Below are 19,500 nucleotides of genomic sequence, written 5' to 3' on the forward strand. Positions count from 1 at the left end.
GCTTGATACACATCAAGCGACACTTTTAAATCGCCATTTCATCCAAGGCACGAAATACCATTTCATCCATGTGACCATCGAAGATTTGACGACAAACTTTCCGACGCACCGCTAACCCCGCAATCAAGCGCTCGATGGTAAGATGCTTAACATCGTTCTGGGTGTTAAACAGCTCGACGGTTTTACTTAATGTCTCATAAGGAATCGGCTCATCCCCTACCCTTAGCCAATCGAGCTTCTCTATGTAATCTGAGCACTCTTCTTTGATTGAGGCATACGAGTGCCCTGTCATCGCAGACAAAGCCGTTATACTGCGTTCTAGAGCCTCTGGTGAGGTATATTTAGATAGAGTAATGGTGATCTCATCAGCATTGATCTCTACCAAATGCTTTCTTTGCTTCACGCGTCGCCCTAAATTTCCTCTTGGAGATGGTGCTTTGCGTTGAATAGGCTCAAATTCGCCGTCTATGATGCCTGAGAGCTCCTCAAGCTGTTGTCGGGTTACCATCTCATTACGAAGTGGATTTGGCAGCGTAGGCGCCATGTTACGCTTTCCTGCGTTGGTCGTTCGCGCTCGCGAGTAACGTAAGACCTCTTCGACATCACATTTGATGTCGATTTGGTAGTCCATCACTTTGTCATTTTCGATCATGGTTTCGATCGTCAGGTGATAACCCCACAAATTAACGACGAATAGATCATCATTCCCTTTTCCATCAGACAAACGCTTTAGTTCTCGGATCAAATCCATGGAGAAACGTCGCCATTCAATGTTACGTGCAAGCTTCTGATTTAACTCACTCAGTAGCATGCAATCCGTGTGACGACGAACCATGCGACTACGGAAGAAAGAGTACAGTTGAAACACCAAAGTATGTTGTTTCAAGATCTCTGGCGGAAACAAGAAGAAATAATCGCGCGTTAACAGCTCTTCATAAAACGAAGGTTCCCAAACTAAAATATATAAGTTTGGCTTGATACGAATTTCACCATCGCTACCCTCCACTGGTGCCTCTTCAGAGGCTGTGATGGTTCGAGCAAGAAAACGAAAACGATCACTTTTGAAGCCCTCTGGCATGTTTTCACTTAGCCAACGTCCAGTAAGTTCATGGAGCTGAAAATCAGTGAATTCAATGCGATCAATGCTATCGCGAATGGAATCACGAGCTGGGCCACTGTCTTTTTTGCCTCTGAGCGACAAAATATCAGTGATGTATAGCGGTGTTTTGTTTGGTACGTGAGCCGCATCAAGCTGATACTGATCTTTGTGATGATCATGATACTGAACCGTTAACGTGAAGAGAGCGAACAGGGTCATGAGATCATCCACAGTCATGATATTTTTGGATGATCGCGTCTCAATAACGGCTTTTGTGCCAGAGATCGACACCATGGATTTCTGATAACTTTTTCGAGTTCTTGGTGGCGCAAGTGCTTGGTCAATTATCCCAGCCCAATTTGTTGGAGATACAACAAATTGATCGGCTTCATCTTTCATCGTGGGAGGTGTGTTTAACCCGTGCTCATTCAACAAACGTTTGTTTACTTGAGTCTGAGCCAATGCTTTCGAACGTTTTTGTTTCTCGTTCTGGCGAACTTTGTCGGTAACAAGACTTGTTGCTCCCAACACAGATATAAGCTGATTGGGATTCACAAATTTATGTAGCATCGTTTTACCAGCAAGCCCCTCTTCAAAACGCACTGGAATTTGAGTAAATAAACCAATATTTACTGCCGCGCGCAAACGTTGTTGCAGAGCTGCACGTGTGAGTTGCCCATCTGTTGCTTCCACAATCTCTGTGGTTGAAACCAAACCATCCTTGCTGCTGAAGCCTCGTAATGAGATCAGATTAAGCAACTCTAAGATGCTTTTGGTCACCCCTTTGAAATGTTGGTACTGCTCTACCCAATCCGCAGAGGATTCATGTACCTCAAAAAGATGGCCATCTTTGTGGCTTCTCGGTGCTTTAATCAGAATTTTTTCATCAGCCGTCATTTTAGATCCAGATCACACTAGCCGTAGTTGTGCTATGGTTCCGAAGAATAAAGAAAAACAGATCATAAATAAAGAAAAAAGATTGTTTTTTAAATAACTGATCTTTTTGATTAATCTGATCTTAATTGATTATATGATCTAATGATCTGGCTTGAAATTTCTCGCTAAGCTTTTGTTCTATAAGACTATTATTTCCATGTGTTTCGGAACTATGATCATAAGAAGTCTGAAAGTATGATCAACAATAACCTGAAAGCATGATCATATTTATTCGTAAGCATGATCATTAAGGTTATGAAAAGATGATCAAAAGAGTCTTGAAACGATGATCATGATGTTTTTACAGGTTATCCACAGATGCTGTATTTAATAATGATCTTCACGATGATTATATTGTGCATTGGTGATGTTATTTATACTCGGATCGATGATCAAGAGCCAATATATCTATCGTTCTGGCGCCCATATTGATGAGATATCACTCATCTGATTAAAATACATTCAAGTCGCTCATATTTAGAAGTAAATCCTAGTCTCTGCTTATTTACAGGAAGCATGATCATGAGAGCGTGATTTATCATAGCAACTTGAGCAATTTCATTGTTCCGGCTTCTATAACGTCAATTTCTGCTCAATCCCCCATTCTGTCTGCACTCAACCGTAAATCAGAGAAGAAAACTCATGCTTCCGAGAGATTCTAAGGCTTGATCATATTTCCGATTAATGGATCTTATTTTATTTGCGTGTTTACACCGTACTCTGCTCTATTTTTTCCATGATCATGCTTTCGGATTTGCTTATTAACACGGAAGCATGATCATAAGCATACCTTGATCATACTTCCATAGATGTTTCGCTGGAACTGCCCTATTTTGCTCGGAGACATGATCAAGGTGTTCAGGTCTTTATTGTTCCGATATTACTTACTATTTTTCGTTTAAATTAGGTTGGTCTAACATAATCCGTAATTTAGCTTAAGATTATAATCGTTCCGGTAGAAAATTGATTTACATTGTAAATGAGTGACACTGTAACACTTTTTATTTTTAAGTTTAGGGTCCACTTATGAGAAGATTATTTGATTAAAAATAGTTATCTTTTTGACCATAAATCATAAAAGCGTCGATTTGGGTGTTTTTTTATGTGATGGTAATTCAAAATGTTCGTGCACCTTTTTGTTGTTTTTGGTCTTTACTGCTGTACAATTGCAATTATAAATCCTTCCAACGGAATTTGGCATGAAAAGAGAAAAAACGATTGAAAACCTTCTTGAGTTAGCGGAGCTGACTCAGCAGGTTCAAGCTGACCGTATTGAAATTGTTTTAGAAGAGCGAAGCGATAACTACTTCCCACCAATGTCGAAAGCGATGATGGAAACCCGTTCTGGTCTAACTCGCCGTAAGCTCGACGACGCGATTGGTAAAATGGAAGCCGCTGGGCATCAATTTACTAAAAACAACGCGAATCATTATTCAATTACGTTAGAAGAAGCACACATGCTCATGGATGCAGCTGAAGTGCCTAAATTTCATGAGCGTAAAAAGAATTCAGGTAACAAACCTTGGATTATTAATGTGCAGAACCAAAAGGGCGGTACAGGTAAATCAATGACCGCGGTTCATTTAGCGGCATGTTTAGCGCTAAATTTGGATAAACGATACCGTATTTGTTTAATCGACTTAGACCCACAAGGCTCGCTACGTTTATTCCTCAACCCGCAAATCAGCATGGCAGAGCATGATAATATCTATTCTGCGGTAGACATTATGTTGGGTAACGTGCCTGATGGTGTGGAAATTGAAAGTGAATTTTTACGTAAAAACGTATTGCTGCCAACGCAATATCCGAACTTAAAGTCGATTTCAGCGTTTCCAGAAGACGCGATGTTTAATGCGGAAGCATGGCAAACGCTATCTGAAGACCCATCACTCGATATCGTCCGTCTGCTGAAAGAGCAACTGATTGATAAAATTGCTGATGACTTCGATATCATTATGATTGATACCGGTCCACACGTTGACCCATTAGTATGGAATGCGATGTATGCATCAAATGCCTTGCTAATTCCTTGTGCGGCTAAGCGTCTGGACTGGGCTTCAACAGTAAACTTCTTCCAGCATTTGCCTACGGTATATGAAATGTTCCCGGAGGACTGGAATGGTCTTGAGTTTGTTCGCTTGATGCCAACCATGTTTGAGGACGACAATAAGAAGCAAGTTTCTGTTTTAACTGAAATGAACTATCTTCTAGGTGACCAAGTTATGATGGCTACTATTCCTCGTAGCCGTGCGTTTGAAACCTGTGCCGATACCTACAGCACAGTATTTGATCTGACAGTAAGCGATTTTGAAGGCGGTAAGAAGACACTAGCTACCGCGCAAGACGCTGTTCATAAAAGCGCACTGGAATTAGAGCGTGTGCTGCACTCTAATTGGCCGTCATTGAATCAGGGGTAATAAGTAAATGGCTTTGAAAACGTCTGAATTAAACGCGAAATTATTTGGCAAAACGAATAAGCGTCGTGTTGTGACTCCGCAAGAGGCGCAAACTGCGGCAAAAGAGAAAGCTCAAACGATTGAACTAGCAGTTGCAGGTGAAAATATTGTTCAGTTTGAACTTGTGCGTATTCCTGCAAATAAAGTTGCGACAGAAACAACAGTATTTGTTGATAACGCTCGTGAGCAATCGTTCTTAAACGAACATGCTTTATCTGATGTTTTAGTCACACTCAAAGAGCGTGGCCAACAATATCCAGCTGTGGGTCGTAGAACTGAAGATGGCAAGATCGAAGTTTTAGATGGTAGCCGTCGTCGCATGTCTTGTATCCTCGCTGAACAAGATTTTTTGGTTTATGTTGCTGACAACATCAATACTGACCATGCTAAGTTTTTGTCTGATGTGGCAAATGCTCACAAACCGCTCTCTTTATACGAAAAAGGTAAAGAGATGCAGGCTAAGCTTGATAGTGGTGAAGCTGAGGATCAGAAAGCATTGGCAAAAATGTTCCAGTGCAGTGAAGCGTTGGTAAGTGGCGCTTTAAAAGCCGCAGCATTACCGTTAGAACTGCTTCAAGCGTATCCGAATGTTGGCGATCTCGGTCGCCCAACAATCGTGAAACTGCACAAACAGTTTTCAACGCTAACGCCAGAGCAGCAGCAAGAGCTGTTAGATAAATGTCGCTCTAGCGAAGGGTTTTTATGGCAGCGAAGCACAGCTCAAGGCGTTGCTCGTCTGACAAAAGAAGTCACGGAAAGCATCGAAAATTGGATTACTGAACTTGCACCAGCAAAACCTGGTAAGAAGACGGAAAAAGTCGACTTAGTTAAAGGTCGAGCAAGCTATAGCCGAAAAGGTAGCAGCCTGGCGTTGAACTTGAAGAAAGTTGACGACAGCTTAATGGAAGAGATTCTTGCGTTTGTACAAACCAAACTGCAATAACAAATGATGATTGAATCAACCGCCTCCGGGCGGTTTTTTTATATCTGAGAAGCGTCAAATTAAAGATGTGATACCATTACGTCAGTTCAACGTTGGATAGACAAAATGCAGACACAATCTGATTTCCTTTCATCACTTCAACATCAAGCTCACCAATCTTTCCAAAGGATTGGTGTTGTCATTCAAGGCGAGGCTTCTTGGCAAAATGCGTTGATGTCAGAGTTCCATAAAACGCAGCGCCATCAACGTTGGTTTTCTGTTGGTTATTTTGGTTTGAAAAATGTATCCAGCGTTTCGTCTAAACAAGGGCACATGTTGCTAGGCAGAGAGTGTGACGTTCTATTGTTTGATACTCGAAATGGCTTTGACGCCAATAGTTTTACCGCCACGCTTGGCTCATTGGTTGGCGGTGGTTTTCTTATTGTCATTACTGAGCTGCGACAAAATGCGAATTTTGCTCAGCAATGGATGCATAAACAATGGGAGAAGCTCGTTGTTATTGAGCAAGACAAACCATTGCCAACGGCTCCAGACATCAAGCAGGCAGAAAAAGAAAGCCACTACACGGAACAAGAACATGCCATTTCTCTAATTGAAAAGGTGGTAACTGGACATCGAAAGCGACCGTTAGTTTTGACCGCAGATCGTGGGCGCGGAAAAACAAGTGCCCTCGGCATTGCGTGTGCGAGCTTATTACAGCAGAAGCCACTTAGAATCTTAATTACGGCACCATCTATAAAAGCCGTTGAGCCTGTTTACCAACATGCTTTGCGGCTACTTCCTAATGCGCAGCGTATTAGGAAGGACAGATTACAATCAGGGCAGGGAGCCATTCAATTCATTGCTCCTGACGAACTTCTATCGAGCAGACCTGAATGTGATTTGTTACTTGTCGATGAAGCGGCTGCAATTCCAGTTCCTATGCTCAAAAGCATTACCGAACATTATCATCGACTCGTTTTTTCTACGACTGTTCATGGTTATGAAGGTTGTGGTCGGGGCTTTACGATTAAATTTGTTGATTGGCTTCAGAAACAGCGTTCGGGAATGAAAACATGGCACATGACACAGCCCATCCGCTGGAGCATGAATGATGCGCTCGAATCATGGCTCTATGACGCGTTTTTGTTGGATGCGGAGTTAACGCACCATCAACTTAACCAGGTCGACTCAATTTCCCTTTCTAAAGCCGATAAGAACAATTTGATATCGCAGCCTAGTTTGCTGCGTGAGTGCTTCGCTCTTTTGGTGAATGCTCATTATCAGACCTCGCCGAATGATTTGATTCACCTTTTGCAAGACGACAACATTCAGCTCTATTTTGCTAAGCAAGATAATGCGGTTGTGGGGGTGATATTAGCGGTCGAAGAGGGGGGCCTTGACGATGAATTGATTGAAGAAATCCAGCTTGGTAAGCGTCGTCCTAAAGGACACTTAGCCCCCATTACGATTGCAAACCACCTAGGATTTCCGAATGTCGCGAATCTATCGACGCTGCGAGTCATGAGAATTGCGGTTCATCCAGCATTGCAAGGAAAAGGCATTGGTCAAAAAATTCTGCAGCAACTTGAGCAAATGGCTGCTAAACACATTGCCTACTTATCCACGAGTTTTGGTGCGACGGAAGAGTTGCTCTATTTCTGGCGACAATCGAACTTCCGTACAATTCGCTTAGGGTCAATGCGCGATGCTGCTAGCGGTTGTTATTCAGTCTTGATGGTCAAACCTTGTGATTCCCAACAGACGGCTTGGGTCGACCAATCTCAGGCGCTATTTGAAGAAATGTTGTCTAACAATGTGGCTGACGTCTATCCAAAATTAGAAGCCCCTATTTTTCGAGCTCTATTGCCGCAACCTTTGGGAATGAGTCCACTTCATCCCGCTAAGTTATTACTAATTGAATGTTATGCTGATGGTGGTAACAGTTATGAGTCTGTGTCTGTGTGGCTTCAGCAGTGGTTACTTAACTTAGGTTTGAACTCCGCTTCCGACTTGATGATCAGTAAGTTTTTTCTTAACCGTAGTTGGACTGAATGTGCTCAGCAATTTGGTTTACCTGGAAGAAGGCAAGTTGAGCAGCAGTTAAGGGACGAAGTAAGACACATTTGGAGCGATTTACACTGTAAACAATAAAGGGAAATTTACACTGTAAATGAAATTACTGGGAGCTGATTTTACACTGTAAATCCAGCTCCTTTTTGTTTCAGCGTGTATTTTGATTGAGCTTTAGGCTAAATCGAGTTTTCTCTTAATATCCTGTTTAACCGTTATTGATGGATTACTTTCTTTAGTGACGTGAGCCCTATAATAAGAAATGCGAGGTTTGTTCAGAAAACGGATTTGGTTAGACTGAAAGTGTTGATGGGAAGCAAAGTGGTAAGGGTATGTGGAAGCTGTGTCTTGAGTTATCTGAAGATAAGACCAAGGTGATAGCCCGTCTTCCGGGAGAAGTGGACCTCGGTGGTGAGCTAAATCAAAATGAATTAAACGAGCAGCTCGTCGCAATGAACGCTGAAAAGATGTTTGTTGTTGAGGGGGAAGTCGTGAGATTCATTAACTGCGCCAAAGAACGTAAAGCCGAGGCTTACGAAGGCATCGTTATTGCGGAAAAGCGCAACGCGCAAGTTGAGGTTGAATTATCGAATAATGACATGCTCGCCAGTATGAACGTTGTCGGCGCGTACGGAGGCCGAGGTTTACGTGGCCCCGAGATTGTTCAAGCCCTTGCTCAAGCGCGAGTTTCGAAAGGCATCAACAAACTGGCTTTGAAGAAAGTGTTGGTTGTCAGCACTCAGCTCAAACCCGGCGAAACTTTTTCTCAACCTGTAGCGGTTGGTAAGCAACCTATCAAAGGCAAAGACGCTCTTTTTACTCCTCTTGTTAAAGACATCACCAAACGCATCCTCAAACCCAAAGACGGCCAATCTTCTAGCGACAAAATTGATTTACGTAACCTCGGTGAAACTATCGCGGTTGACGTAGGCGATGAGGTGATGCGCCGCACGCCTGCGACCAAAGGTACGCCTGGTTTTACTGTTCAAGGGCGAGTGATTCCTCCACAAGCCGGAAAAGACAGCCCAATGAAGCCAGGCAAGGGCACCGAGATAAGCAAGCACGACCCAAACCTATTGATTGCATCGGTATCCGGTACGCCTCTGATTAAAGACAAAACCATCGAAGTTGATAACGCACTCTGCCTCAATAGCGTTGGCGTGAATACAGGCCACGTGAAATTCAAAGGAAATGTGATTATCGGTGGCAACATTGAATCTGGCATGATTGTTAAAGCGACGGGCTCTATTACTGTAGGCGGCTTCATTGAATCGGCTGACGTACAAGCGCAAGACGACATTCAAGTTGGTAAAGGGATCATTGGCCACACCGTGAGTGATGGCCAGCCAAAGAGTTGTCACGTCAAAGCCAAGGGTTCGATTCGTGCCAGCTACGCCCAATATTGTGATTTGCAAGCCGGAGAAAATATTGAGTTGGCGGTGCACAGCATGAATAACGATATTGTTTGTGGGCGCAATCTGACGGTGCTAGATGCGAACGGTAGGAACGGCACGCTCAGCGGCGGAGATGCCAAAGTCGGTGGCAAAGTGGTGTGCTTACAATTGGGCGTAGAAGGCGACACCGCCACTAAGGTAGAAGCGTTCGCACGCTATTCTGCATTTAAGGAGCGATTAGCAGAGCTCAAAGATCAATACAAACACGCTCAAGAAGGAACGATGGATGTGATTCGTAAAGAGCTCGAATTTAAGAAACGTCCTAAAGCCGAACGTACCGACGAAGAACAAGCTCAGATTGATGTGATGAAAACACAAAACAACGAGCAGCTTGAAGCGATAAAGCAAAAGCTAGAACAAACGGAACACGACTTTGAAGTCGCGTTAGAAGAAAATATTGTCGAAGCCAAAGAGCGTGTCTTCACACGCGTGACGGTGCAGTTTGGCGACGAGCAGGTAACGACAAAGCGCACTCATGGCGGTTGTTCGTTCCGTTTCAATCAATACGAAATTAAAGTCTCGGCGAACTTGGAAGAAGAGGACGTCGCTGCGGTTTAAGCTTTCTTACTCACTGAGCCCACACGTCGCAACAAGATGTGTGGGCTTTTGTTTATCTACAAATCGACAATGTGCTCTTGATAGTAGTCCGCAAGCGCACCGACTTGGCTGCTACACATTACTTTCATTGCTTGTTTAATGTGTTCTATTGGCCAGTTCCACCATTGGATATTGAGTAGAGTTTCAATCTCTTTATCGCTGAATCGTTGACGTACGACTTGGTTGTTTCCAACCACTACCGAATAAGGTTGCACGTCTTTCGTCACTACGGTGCGTGCTCCGATGATGGCTCCATCACCGATGTTTACTCCGGGCATGATCATCGCCTCGCTGCCAATCCAAACATCGTTCCCCACCACTGTATCTCCGGCACGCTCGAAACCGTCTTGTACGCCTTCTCCAAAGTCTTCAGGAGAGAAGGGGAAGGTCGAAATCCAGTCAATGCGATGACCTTGGTTTCCTGCCATCATGAAGGTGGCTCCAGAAGCGATGGAACAAAACTTGCCAATGATTAATTTGTCGATGCTATCGGGTTCTCTACTTTGCCATTCTTGAAGTGTGACGGGGTCACCCAACAAGTAGCGTACCGCTTGCTCTTCGAAGCTTTTTTGATGATAGAAGCCCGAGTAATAGCTGTAATCGCCAACGATGATATTGGGATTAGTGATGTGATCTTTAATGACTTGACCTTTTAACCACGTGTCGAAAACACTCATAACTCATCCTTTCAAATTTAGGTTGTACAGAGTTTAGAGGCTTTCTATTATTTCCAGTAGTTTGATTTTAGAGATTCAGAATTACTGTATGGAAATAAAATGGCTCAGCTACGTACCACTTTACGTCGCTTTGTGTGAGGAACGAAGTATTGCTGGTGCAGCAAAGCGACTGAATTGTTCGAATGCGCATGTAAGTCGGCAACTTAAACAGCTTGAAGACATATTGTCGGTGCAGCTTATTCAGCGAACTACGCGCCAGTTTAATTTGACCTACGATGGTTTGCGGTTTTATCAGCAGGTAAAGCAACTGCTCGAAGGCGCTGAGCAGATCAATGAGCAAGTCATGGCAAACGAGATCGTATCGGGAAAATTGAGAATAGCGGCGTCCGCTTCTTTCGGAGCTGCGTTACTCAGCCAAACATTGATCGAGTTTCGATTGCAACATCCACAAGTGAGTGTTGAAGTGATCTTCACAGAGACACCTCTCGACTTGATTGAGGCTGGGTTTGATATCGCATTCTACTTTACCGATACTCCCCCAGAGGGATACGTCGGCCATCAGCTACGCACTTTACACTGTAAACCGATCGCTCATCGCTCGTATTTAGCTGATAAACCAAATGTAAGTACGCCAGAGGAGCTTGGTGACTTAGAGCACATCCTTTATAAAAGTCGTGACTTGGTGTTAGACAAGTGGACGTTTACGCATAAGCAAACTCAACAGCAGTGCAGCATTGAGTTAGAAAGTACGCTGAGTTTTAATCTTGTCCAGTCCATGTTGGATGCTACTTTGGCTGGCTGTGGTGTAGCCATGTTAGATGAATTTGCATTGGCTAAACTCGAACCTGCACAAAAAGAACAACTCGTGAGTTTGCTTCCAGAATGGCAAACGGATGCGATTTTGCCGCTTTATCTGCTTTACCCAAAACGTGAGCACTTACCAAGAAGAACGCGAGCGTTCATTGATCACTTTAGGAACATATATTCTGTCGGCGAATAGCGACAACAAACTCAGCAACAATTGTGGAAGCAAAGGAATGCGAAAACACTGTCACCAGCTTCCCTGATGCAGGCGTGTTTGTTAAAACAGGTAACGAAGAAAACATATGGCGAGGGTGAGCTTCTTGAAATCAGCATTAAAGGCAATAACTACTGACCGGACACAGAAGAAGCTCATTGGATTCAGCTAACTTACATTAAGTATCGTGCTTACAGCTCGTAACGTAGACCTAAGTGGTAGTAGCTTTCGTCTGCGTGCGCACCGCCAAACGAGACTTCTTGTCCATTGCTGTAGCCACGCGAGCCGTTACGATCAACGTAGTTTGTGTAGATAGAAGAACGAGGCGTCAGTTTGTATTGCACTTCTAGCGTTGTATCTTTCAGCTCTAGCTCGTCACCATCACTGTTTTCTAAAGAACGATAACCAGCACGCAGTACCCATTTGTCATTTACACTGTAAACCGCCGTTAGTTCCATCACTTTGTCGGTACTGGTTTGTGAGTAATAGCCCTCTAGTTCATCTTCCGAGTACAACGCACCCAACATCAAATCACCTAGGTAGTAACGCGTACCTGCGCCCCAGAATGTGTAATCGGTGTCGTTGCTTTCACGTGCATCACCTTTATTCTTCTGCATCGCTATCACTGGTGCCAAGGTACCCAAATTCCCCATGTCTAGCGTATAACGCAGTGCAGCGTTGTAACCGTAGTCGAGCTCAGAAGTGTTGTTTCCTAAAATGTACGCGACAGAAAAATCGACATTACCTAGGCTGTTTTGGTATTGCAGCGTGCCATCTTGACGGAAAACTTGCGTTGCGGTTTTGTCGACTTTATTCGCTTGGCGCGCCATAGAAACATCGGAAGAGGCGAACACATCACCAATGTCGGTAAACATAATCAACCCAGATGCCACGCGACCACCAGTAATGCGACCATAATCTTTCGCATCAATACCTGCCCATACATAACGTGCGGTCAGAGACGGTTTGTCGTTTACTTGGTTTGCGTATTCAGCGGCACCCACTTGGTATTGCGCTTGGCCGATGATCGACGCGTACTCGTTGATGGTTTGTGAACCGTTTAAACCAATACGGCCATCAAACTCGCCATTTGCATCGCCATGCTCATCATTTTTACTGGTGACATTGAAACCAAGACGAGAGTAAATATTTAAAACTGACCCATCTTCCGCTTGATACAGCTGCGCTGCCATTGCGTTTGATGCCATCAATGTAGGGAGAAGTAGAGCCAAAATGTGCTTTTTCATGATTAACGACCTTTCATTTCTATTGTTTTAGGTACGACAAAGCCCCTTCCGAGTCACGGAATAAGAAAAATTGTCGTGAAGTAGAGAGAGGGTGCGCCCTTGTTTGCCAAGGACGCGAGCTAGTCCATTCCTATAGGGGAAGAATGATTTAGCTTAAATCGACGTCTTTGCAGCCAAAGAAGTAAGTCGCGAGGAAGCCGACGATGTAAGAGATAAGCAGGCCAGCAACAAACACCATCATTCCCGGGAAGATGCCATTTTCTGATGTCATGAGAGGAATCGCCACGATACCGGACGGGCCAAACACCGTATTAAGACCAACTGGTAAGCCAAGGTAAGAAACTAAACCGATAAAGAAGCCGCCCGCAGCGCCGCCAATACAAGCGGTAACGAATGGTTTTACGCGTGGTAATGTCACGCCGTAAATCAATGGTTCGCCAATGCCTAGAAGGCCAGGAATAATAGCGCCTTTAACTTGAGTGCGCAGTAGAGCGTCTTTTTTGGCTTTGAAATACAGCGCCATTGACGCGCCAACCTGACCTCCACCAGCCATCGCCAGGATAGGGAATAGCGAGTTAAAGCCCTGTGCTTCCATCAATGCAAAGTACACTGGAACAAAACCCTGGTGGATGCCAAATACCACAGAAATTAAGAACAAACCTGCCAAGATTGCAGCGCCTAATGGGTTATCGTTCAAGTTGAGGAACAACCAAGACATCCCTTTAAACAGCTCGCCGCCGATTGGCATGATGATCAAGAAGGTTACCGCACCCATGATCAACAGAGTGATAACGGACGTTAAGATCATGTCCAGATCATCTGGCATGTGTTGACGAACCTTACGCTCGACTTGCGCACCGATGATCGCCGCCAAAAGTACGCCGATAATGTTGCCGCGCGGATCAATCGCAAAGCCGAAAAACTCGTTCATGCCAGAGTAAATGCCGGATGTCGCCTCTGGGTTGTAACCCAGCACAAACAAAGAGGCGAGAATGGCACCATTAACACCAGAGCCGCCAAATGCTTGCTGCGCGTTGTAACCAATCAGAATACTTAGGAAAGCAAACAGACCCTTACCAAAGACTTTCATGTAGGCGATCAAATCCAACATAAACTGGCTTGGTGTCTGGTCGAGAACAAACATCTGTTCCAATAACGTCGCAAAACCTAGCAACAAACCAGCGGCAATAAAGCCTGGGATCAACGGCGTAAAGATAGTGGCAAACTTGCTTAAAAAACGCTGAACCGCACTGGTTTGCTTACTCTTCATCTGTTTTTTCTGCTCGGCTGCGACGGCAGAAAGATCTTGTTGCGGCATATCTGCTTCTTCACTGTCACCAGAGGTTAAGCTGTCGATCAATTGATTCATCATCTCAGCCGCTTGTTGAGCTTTTCCGGGACCGAGAATGATCTGAAACTGCTCATCGCTTTCCACCACACCCATTACGCCGGGAATTTGCTTGATAACTGATTGATCAGCCAAGCCATTGTTGGCGAGCGATAAACGCAAACGCGTCATACAGTTACCACATTTGCTTACGTTGCTACTGCCACCCACTGCGGACAGCAACTGCGATACTGTGTTTGAAGTTATTTTTGCCATAGGGTCTATCCTTCAGAACTCGGATTATTTAGTTATTATTTAGTGCTGCGCGAATAAAGCCGTTGTGCGCGGCGAGGCGTGATTTGGCTTGTTCGGCATCCAAATCGGCCAAAATCATTAAGATGGCGGTTTTGCAGTGGCGACCGCAGGCATTTAATGCTCGCTCTGCTTCTTCTTTTGATGCGTCGGTTGCTTCCACAACAATGTTGGTTTGGCGTTGTATGAGCTTGGCGTTAGTGGCTTCTACATCCACCATTAAGTTGCCAAATACCTTACCGCTACGAATCATTGCGCCTGTCGTGAGCATGTTTAGCACCAGTTTTTGTGCGGTGCCGGCTTTCATGCGAGAAGATCCAGTGACAACCTCTGCGCCAACTATCGGCAGAATCGCGATGTCGGCCGCTTCTGCCATGGCACATTCTGGATTACAGGCGATAGATGCGGTCGTGGCTCCGATGGATTTAGCGTAGTCCAAACCACCTAGTACATAAGGTGTACGGCCACTCGCTGCAATGCCTACAACCACGTCATGCTTGGTGAGGTGAAGTGCTTTTAAGTCGTCTTGACCCATTTTCGCGTTGTCTTCTGCGTTTTCTACCGCTTTTAAAATCGCTTGATGTCCACCAGCAATTAAGCCAATCACCATATCTGGATGCGTGCCGTAGGTAGGAGGACACTCGCTTGCATCAAGAATGCCTAAGCGACCTGACGTACCAGCTCCCATGTAAATTAAACGGCCACCATTTGCAAAAGCTTGGGTAATTGCGTCAACTGTCTCTGCAATTTGTGGTAGCACCGCTTTTACCGCGAGCGGGACTTTTTGATCCTCTTCATTAATGACTTGCAGCATCTCGATTGTCGAAAGCGTATCGATCTCGGCACTGGCTGGGTTACGGCTTTCTGTCACCAATCTGCTTAAATCAATTTTCATGTTTTGCACTCTTTGTAATGTTCAATCTGAGGGCGATTTTATGGAATAAAATATTCAGGTTTGGTGACAAAAATCACACTTGAGGTTATTCTTTATGCAGGAGAAATTTGGAATAATGAGAGAAAATATACGTCTATTACATCCGGGATTAACTATCTTGGTTAGAATAATCAGTGGGTTAAATCAAACGCCTATTATTTCTGTTTTGGAATAATTTATTTAATATTTTTGAGGTTTTTGTTGTGTCAGTTATCAATAGGATAGTCGCGAGGCGTACTCAGCTTTCGCAAAGCGGTCGTTTGGTTGGCGATTGGATTGTTGAAAACGCAGAAAAGGCGGCGCTGCTCACCAGCCAAGAACTTGCGGCGCAAGTAAAAGTGAGTCAATCGAGCATTGTGAAATTTACTCAGCGTATCGGCTTTAAAGGTTACAGCGAGTTTAAATTAGCTCTGAATGAAGAGATTGGCCGTAAGCATGCGATGCAGTCGACACCGCTGCACAGTGATATTTTGGCTGACGACCCCATTGCGGTTATTTCACAGAAACTGGTGAAAGCGAAAACCGACGCTATGTTTCAAACCACCAATACGCTGTCTTACGAAGCGTGTCACCAAGCGGTGAAATGGTTGAGTGAAGCGCGTCGAGTGCAAGTGGTCGGGATTGGGGGCTCTGCACTGACCGCGAAGGATTTAAGCTTTAAACTGCTTAAACTTGGTATTACGGCGCTTTCTGAACAAGACAGCCACGTGCAGATTGCTGTTGCCCGCACGCTCTCTCCAGAAGATGTTCAGATCGCAATCTCGTTTTCGGGTGAGCGCAAAGAAATTCTCGTCGCGGCAGAAGCGGCAAAAGAGCAGGGCGCGAAGGTGATTGCGTTATCTGCGCCTGGAAGAAGTCGCTTGCGCGGTATTGCCGATATTACGTTTGATACGATTGCCAATGAAACGGAACATCGCAGCTCATCCATTGCTTCGCGTACCGCGCAAAACGTGATCACCGATTTGCTGTTTATCATCTTGGTTCAGCAAAGAGACGACAGTGCCCGTCAGTTGATCAGCGATATCAGTACCGACATCAAACAGATCCTCACATGATCGCTTGTTTAACAGCGGACTAGAGATCCGGATCGTGCCTCAGCAAAGCAATAAAAGCAGAGAGATGTTTTTCAATGGTGAGATCGGCAGAAATCGCTGGTAACTCCAACGTGATGCAAGGTAAATCACGTTCACTACACCAAGTGCCGAATGAGCCGGGTGTTTCGTAGTCGACATCGTCAACGATTGGCAGTTGGAACTGCTCGCCGAGCCATTTGGCAAGGTCGGAATGTTTGGGATCATCCACAAAAGCAAGCGGTTCATGAAACGACACCACAAACTTTGGCTTGCGCAGTTCAATCAAGTTAATTAATGCGCTAACTTCTGGCTCTAGCTGGTTTTTAGTGCCAGTTTTCACCTTTACGTCTCGAACGGGGGTGTGAGAACTCCATCGATACACTGTGCCATGCTCAGTCCAATTTTGGGTTGGAAACGCGCGATTGAGATCCACTTGGTTTGCATTTGCGCGTGTGCCTAGCTGGTTGCCGTCAGGATTCATTGACAGAATCACATCATGTCGTAAGTTTTCAGCAGGCAAGCTTCTTAGCGCGCAGGACAAACCTGCAATCGAGGCTGTCTCATCCCCGTGAGTGCCTGCCAAAATCAAACCTCGCGAAGCACTTTCGACTTGAGCCGGAAAATACAGTAATGGCGCACCAAGCGCGGATTGACCGTATGATGTTGGCCGAATAAAAAATGCCGCTCTTTCCGTTCTTGGAATTAGACTCACCGTAATCTCCTGATTGATGAAGTAGTATCAATATCTAAGCTAATTACACCTAGCTAAACTGAACCGTTTAAACTCGTCAACGGTTGAAATGTTAATTGTGGCACTTGCTTCACAAGACGCGTTAGGAGAACGAAAAACGATATGGATTTTAAAAAACATTCAACGGCGTTGCTGATTTCCTCTTTATTCACCCCTTTTCTTGCTACATCAGTTGCTGCGGAGACCTTACCTAAAGGCATTCAACTTGCCGCAGAACAGCATTTAGTACGTGCGAATGACGCAGAGGCGGCGACGCTTGACCCAGCGAAAGCCGAAGGTCTGCCAGAAATGCATGTTATTCGTGACTTATTTGAAGGGCTTGTGATTCAAGATCGTGACGGAAACATTATTCCCGGTGTGGCAGAATCATGGGAAACCAACGACAACCAAACCTTTACTTTTCACTTGCGCAAAGACGCGAAATGGTCGAATGGCGAGCCTGTGACAGCGGATGATTTTGTCTATTCACTGCGCCGAGCGGTAGATCCGAAAACCGCTTCTCCAAATGTTTGGTATCTCAAACTCACCAAGATTAAAAACATCACCGATGTAGCAGAGGGCAAAAAGCCTTTGGACGATCTCGGTATCAAGGCAGTGGATAAATACACCCTACGTTTTGAGTTGGACAGTCAAGTGCCGTACTTTGTTGCTATGACTGGGCACACGTCCATGATGCCAGTGCATCAAGCGACAGTGGAAAACCGCGACAAGCCGTGGAGCGATCCAGACCAATTTGTTAGCAACGGTGCATTCACATTGGATAAGTGGGTCGTGAATGAGCGCATTGAACTGGTCAAGAACCCAAATTACTGGGATAGCGCGGATACTCATCTCACAGAGGTGACATACATTCCGTTTGAGAACCAAAACGCATCGATCAATCGCTATGCGGTGGGGGAGGTGGACATTACCTCAGATGTACCAACCCATATGGCGCAAAAGCTGAAGAAGGATTACGAGCAAGCGTATACCGCGGTTCCGCTACTTTGTACTTACTACTACGCGTTTAACACCACGCGTCCTCCGTTCGATGATGAACGAGTTCGAAAAGCCGTATCTTATTCGATGATGCGTGATGTGATCACTAATGGTGTCACGCAAGTGGGTAACCTGCCTGCCTACACGTTTGCGCACCAATATACGGCTGGCTTTGATGCGACTCAGCCTGAATACAGCACATGGACGCAGAAACAGCGTGATGAAAAGGCGCGTGAATTGCTGAAAGAAGCGGGATACGGTGATGGTAAGTCTCTGGATTTCAAATTGCTGTACAACACCAGTGAATCGAACAAGGCCATAGCAGTGGCGATTGCTTCCATGTTGAAGAACAACTTGGGCGCGAAAGTGGAATTAGAAAACCAAGAGTGGAAGTCTTACCTCGTAGCTCGTAAGCAAGGGGATTTTGATGTGATGCGCGCCTCGTGGTGTGGAGATTACAACGAAGCTTCGACCTTCTTGAGTCTACTGCGCTCTGGTTCATCAGGTAACTTTGCACGTTACAGCAGTGAAGCCTACGACAAGGCGATGAACAGTGCATTGGCCGCAACCGATGAGAAAGCGCGTCAAGGATTCTATGACCAAGCCGAGCAATTGTTGGCGGCAGATATGCCAATCGCACCGATTTACTACTACATGCAAGCGCGTTTGGTTCGTCCTACGGTTGGCGGTTTTGCCAAGAATAACGTAGAGGGCCGTATCTACTCGAAAGACCTTTACATCAAGAAGTAGCGCTCAAAACAAGCGATAAATACGAAGCCCCGTAGATGTGTCTTACGGGGCTTCTTTATTACTAGCGAGTGGAGAGCTTATTCACGAGCATAGCGACTCGTTTGCCAAGATACTCCGCCGTTGCAACATCAGAAGCATGCAACTGACCATCTTCACCGCCTTGAGCAACAATGCCACCTTGTACACCATAGCGATTCAGATTCTGCTCGCCAGAATTGCTGATCTTATCCAATCCGACCCACATCATACCGTGCTGACTAGCTAGCGTTTGTAGGTATTGCAACGTCATTGACTGATCGCCATTCATTGCCCCACCACTGGTAAAGCCAGCCGCGATCTTTCCTGCCCATTTTTGGTAATACCAAGATTCACTGCTTGCATCTGCAAATGCTTTAAACTGCGCTGCTACGCCGCCCATATAGGTCGGTGAGCCAAAGATAATCGCATCGCACTCAGCAAGTTCATCCATTAGATTAGGGTTCACAAAACGTCCCTCAATGATCTCACTGCCTTCAATACGGTGAGAGAGGATTTCACATTCACCTTGCTGCTTAATGCCTTGTTGTTCAACGCCTGCGGCAATCGCGCGAGCAAGCTGACCAGTAACGTCGGTTTTAGAGAAATAAATAATCGCAATTTTGGACACAATGGTTCCTTTTTTCATTGTTGATTTTTAATCGTGCGACTAAGGCTAAAACCTCAAGCTAAGTTGAGGTCAACACTAAAACTTAAAAAGAAGTGCATTAAAAAAGCCGATGTAGATACATCGGCTTTTTAGTGGGTTATGTTCCGTCCTAAATAAGGTTGACACTTTCCACACCCAAAATTGGAGAGTGTTATGAAATCAACAACTAAAAGAACTCAGCGCGATTACTCCCTCGCTTTTAAACTCACTG

At 45.0% G+C, this 19,500-nt stretch carries 14 protein-coding genes; 7 read left to right on the forward strand and 7 right to left on the reverse strand.

The features are described from left to right. Positions 1-25: 25 nt before the first annotated feature. On the reverse strand, positions 26-1,996 hold the full coding sequence (locus R7P80_RS24150) for a replication initiator protein RctB domain-containing protein (RefSeq protein WP_225492006.1): 1,971 nt from the start codon (positions 1,994-1,996) through the stop codon (positions 26-28). Positions 1,997-3,234: 1,238 nt separating this feature from the next. On the opposite strand from R7P80_RS24150, the gene R7P80_RS24155 reads away from it, so the two are divergent. The 4 genes from R7P80_RS24155 to R7P80_RS24170 all read left to right on the forward strand — a co-directional run bounded on the left by R7P80_RS24155 (position 3,235) and on the right by R7P80_RS24170 (position 9,498). Beyond that, the gene (locus tag R7P80_RS24155) at positions 3,235-4,452 is read left to right on the forward strand and encodes an AAA family ATPase (RefSeq protein ID WP_225492007.1); all 1,218 of its coding nucleotides are present in this window, start codon (positions 3,235-3,237) and stop codon (positions 4,450-4,452) included. 7 nt (positions 4,453-4,459) lie between these two features. After that, positions 4,460-5,434, forward strand: a complete 975-nt coding sequence (locus tag R7P80_RS24160; protein WP_005374504.1) for a ParB/RepB/Spo0J family partition protein — start codon at positions 4,460-4,462, stop codon at positions 5,432-5,434. A 105-nt stretch (positions 5,435-5,539) separates the two neighbouring features. Then, positions 5,540-7,567 carry a tRNA(Met) cytidine acetyltransferase TmcA gene (locus R7P80_RS24165; RefSeq protein WP_225492008.1) on the forward strand — a complete coding sequence of 676 codons (2,028 nt, stop codon included), beginning with the start codon at positions 5,540-5,542 and terminating at the stop codon, positions 7,565-7,567. 251 nt (positions 7,568-7,818) lie between these two features. Beyond that, the gene (locus tag R7P80_RS24170; RefSeq protein ID WP_225492009.1) at positions 7,819-9,498 is read left to right on the forward strand and encodes a DUF342 domain-containing protein; all 1,680 of its coding nucleotides are present in this window, start codon (positions 7,819-7,821) and stop codon (positions 9,496-9,498) included. A gap of 56 nt (positions 9,499-9,554) precedes the next feature. Here the strand turns inward: R7P80_RS24170 and catC are convergent, their stop codons facing one another. Next, a complete protein-coding gene (gene catC, locus R7P80_RS24175; protein WP_225492010.1) occupies positions 9,555-10,214 on the reverse strand; it encodes a CatB-related O-acetyltransferase in 660 nt (219 codons plus the stop codon). An 88-nt stretch (positions 10,215-10,302) separates the two neighbouring features. Here catC and R7P80_RS24180 point away from each other — a divergent pair, with 88 nt between their 5' ends. Beyond that, complete coding sequence (locus R7P80_RS24180) at positions 10,303-11,214, forward strand: LysR family transcriptional regulator (protein WP_054700560.1); 912 nt, start codon at positions 10,303-10,305, stop codon at positions 11,212-11,214. Between the two features lie 209 nt (positions 11,215-11,423). Here the strand turns inward: R7P80_RS24180 and R7P80_RS24185 are convergent, their stop codons facing one another. The 3 genes from R7P80_RS24185 to murQ form a co-directional block, all read right to left on the reverse strand. Then, the gene (locus R7P80_RS24185) at positions 11,424-12,479 is read right to left on the reverse strand and encodes a porin (RefSeq protein WP_033907247.1); all 1,056 of its coding nucleotides are present in this window, start codon (positions 12,477-12,479) and stop codon (positions 11,424-11,426) included. Positions 12,480-12,627: 148 nt separating this feature from the next. Further along, positions 12,628-14,082, reverse strand: coding sequence for a PTS N-acetylmuramic acid transporter subunit IIBC (murP, locus tag R7P80_RS24190; RefSeq protein WP_149191676.1), 1,455 nt, complete (start codon positions 14,080-14,082; stop codon positions 12,628-12,630). Positions 14,083-14,110: 28 nt separating this feature from the next. After that, positions 14,111-15,013 carry an N-acetylmuramic acid 6-phosphate etherase gene (gene murQ, locus R7P80_RS24195; protein ID WP_017635657.1) on the reverse strand — a complete coding sequence of 301 codons (903 nt, stop codon included), beginning with the start codon at positions 15,011-15,013 and terminating at the stop codon, positions 14,111-14,113. Positions 15,014-15,255: 242 nt separating this feature from the next. Here murQ and R7P80_RS24200 point away from each other — a divergent pair, with 242 nt between their 5' ends. Further along, positions 15,256-16,107, forward strand: a complete 852-nt coding sequence (locus tag R7P80_RS24200) for an SIS domain-containing protein (RefSeq protein WP_005383578.1) — start codon at positions 15,256-15,258, stop codon at positions 16,105-16,107. Positions 16,108-16,126: 19 nt separating this feature from the next. Here R7P80_RS24200 and mpaA read toward each other — a convergent pair whose 3' ends face one another. Then, complete coding sequence (gene mpaA, locus R7P80_RS24205) at positions 16,127-16,837, reverse strand: murein tripeptide amidase MpaA (protein ID WP_225492011.1); 711 nt, start codon at positions 16,835-16,837, stop codon at positions 16,127-16,129. A gap of 141 nt (positions 16,838-16,978) precedes the next feature. Here mpaA and R7P80_RS24210 point away from each other — a divergent pair, with 141 nt between their 5' ends. Next, positions 16,979-18,604, forward strand: coding sequence for an ABC transporter substrate-binding protein (locus R7P80_RS24210; RefSeq protein ID WP_225492012.1), 1,626 nt, complete (start codon positions 16,979-16,981; stop codon positions 18,602-18,604). Positions 18,605-18,665: 61 nt separating this feature from the next. On the opposite strand, the gene R7P80_RS24215 is transcribed toward R7P80_RS24210, so the two are convergent. After that, positions 18,666-19,250 carry a flavodoxin family protein gene (locus R7P80_RS24215; RefSeq protein ID WP_225492013.1) on the reverse strand — a complete coding sequence of 195 codons (585 nt, stop codon included), beginning with the start codon at positions 19,248-19,250 and terminating at the stop codon, positions 18,666-18,668. Between the last annotated feature and the right edge of the window lie 250 nt (positions 19,251-19,500).

This window comes from Vibrio sp. 2092 (assembly GCF_033339635.1).
Lineage (GTDB): Bacteria > Pseudomonadota > Gammaproteobacteria > Enterobacterales > Vibrionaceae > Vibrio > Vibrio alginolyticus.

Coding starts and splice junctions, on each gene's coding strand:
- R7P80_RS24210 (WP_225492012.1), top strand. CDS start 16,979: ATGGATTTTAAAAAACATTCAACGGCGTTGCTGATTTCCTCTTTATTC.
- R7P80_RS24150 (WP_225492006.1), bottom strand. CDS start 1,996: ATGACGGCTGATGAAAAAATTCTGATTAAAGCACCGAGAAGCCACAAA.
- R7P80_RS24180 (WP_054700560.1), top strand. CDS start 10,303: ATGGAAATAAAATGGCTCAGCTACGTACCACTTTACGTCGCTTTGTGT.
- catC (WP_225492010.1), bottom strand. CDS start 10,214: ATGAGTGTTTTCGACACGTGGTTAAAAGGTCAAGTCATTAAAGATCAC.
- R7P80_RS24155 (WP_225492007.1), top strand. CDS start 3,235: ATGAAAAGAGAAAAAACGATTGAAAACCTTCTTGAGTTAGCGGAGCTG.
- R7P80_RS24160 (WP_005374504.1), top strand. CDS start 4,460: ATGGCTTTGAAAACGTCTGAATTAAACGCGAAATTATTTGGCAAAACG.
- murP (WP_149191676.1), bottom strand. CDS start 14,082: ATGGCAAAAATAACTTCAAACACAGTATCGCAGTTGCTGTCCGCAGTG.
- murQ (WP_017635657.1), bottom strand. CDS start 15,013: ATGAAAATTGATTTAAGCAGATTGGTGACAGAAAGCCGTAACCCAGCC.
- R7P80_RS24165 (WP_225492008.1), top strand. CDS start 5,540: ATGCAGACACAATCTGATTTCCTTTCATCACTTCAACATCAAGCTCAC.
- R7P80_RS24170 (WP_225492009.1), top strand. CDS start 7,819: ATGTGGAAGCTGTGTCTTGAGTTATCTGAAGATAAGACCAAGGTGATA.
- R7P80_RS24185 (WP_033907247.1), bottom strand. CDS start 12,479: ATGAAAAAGCACATTTTGGCTCTACTTCTCCCTACATTGATGGCATCA.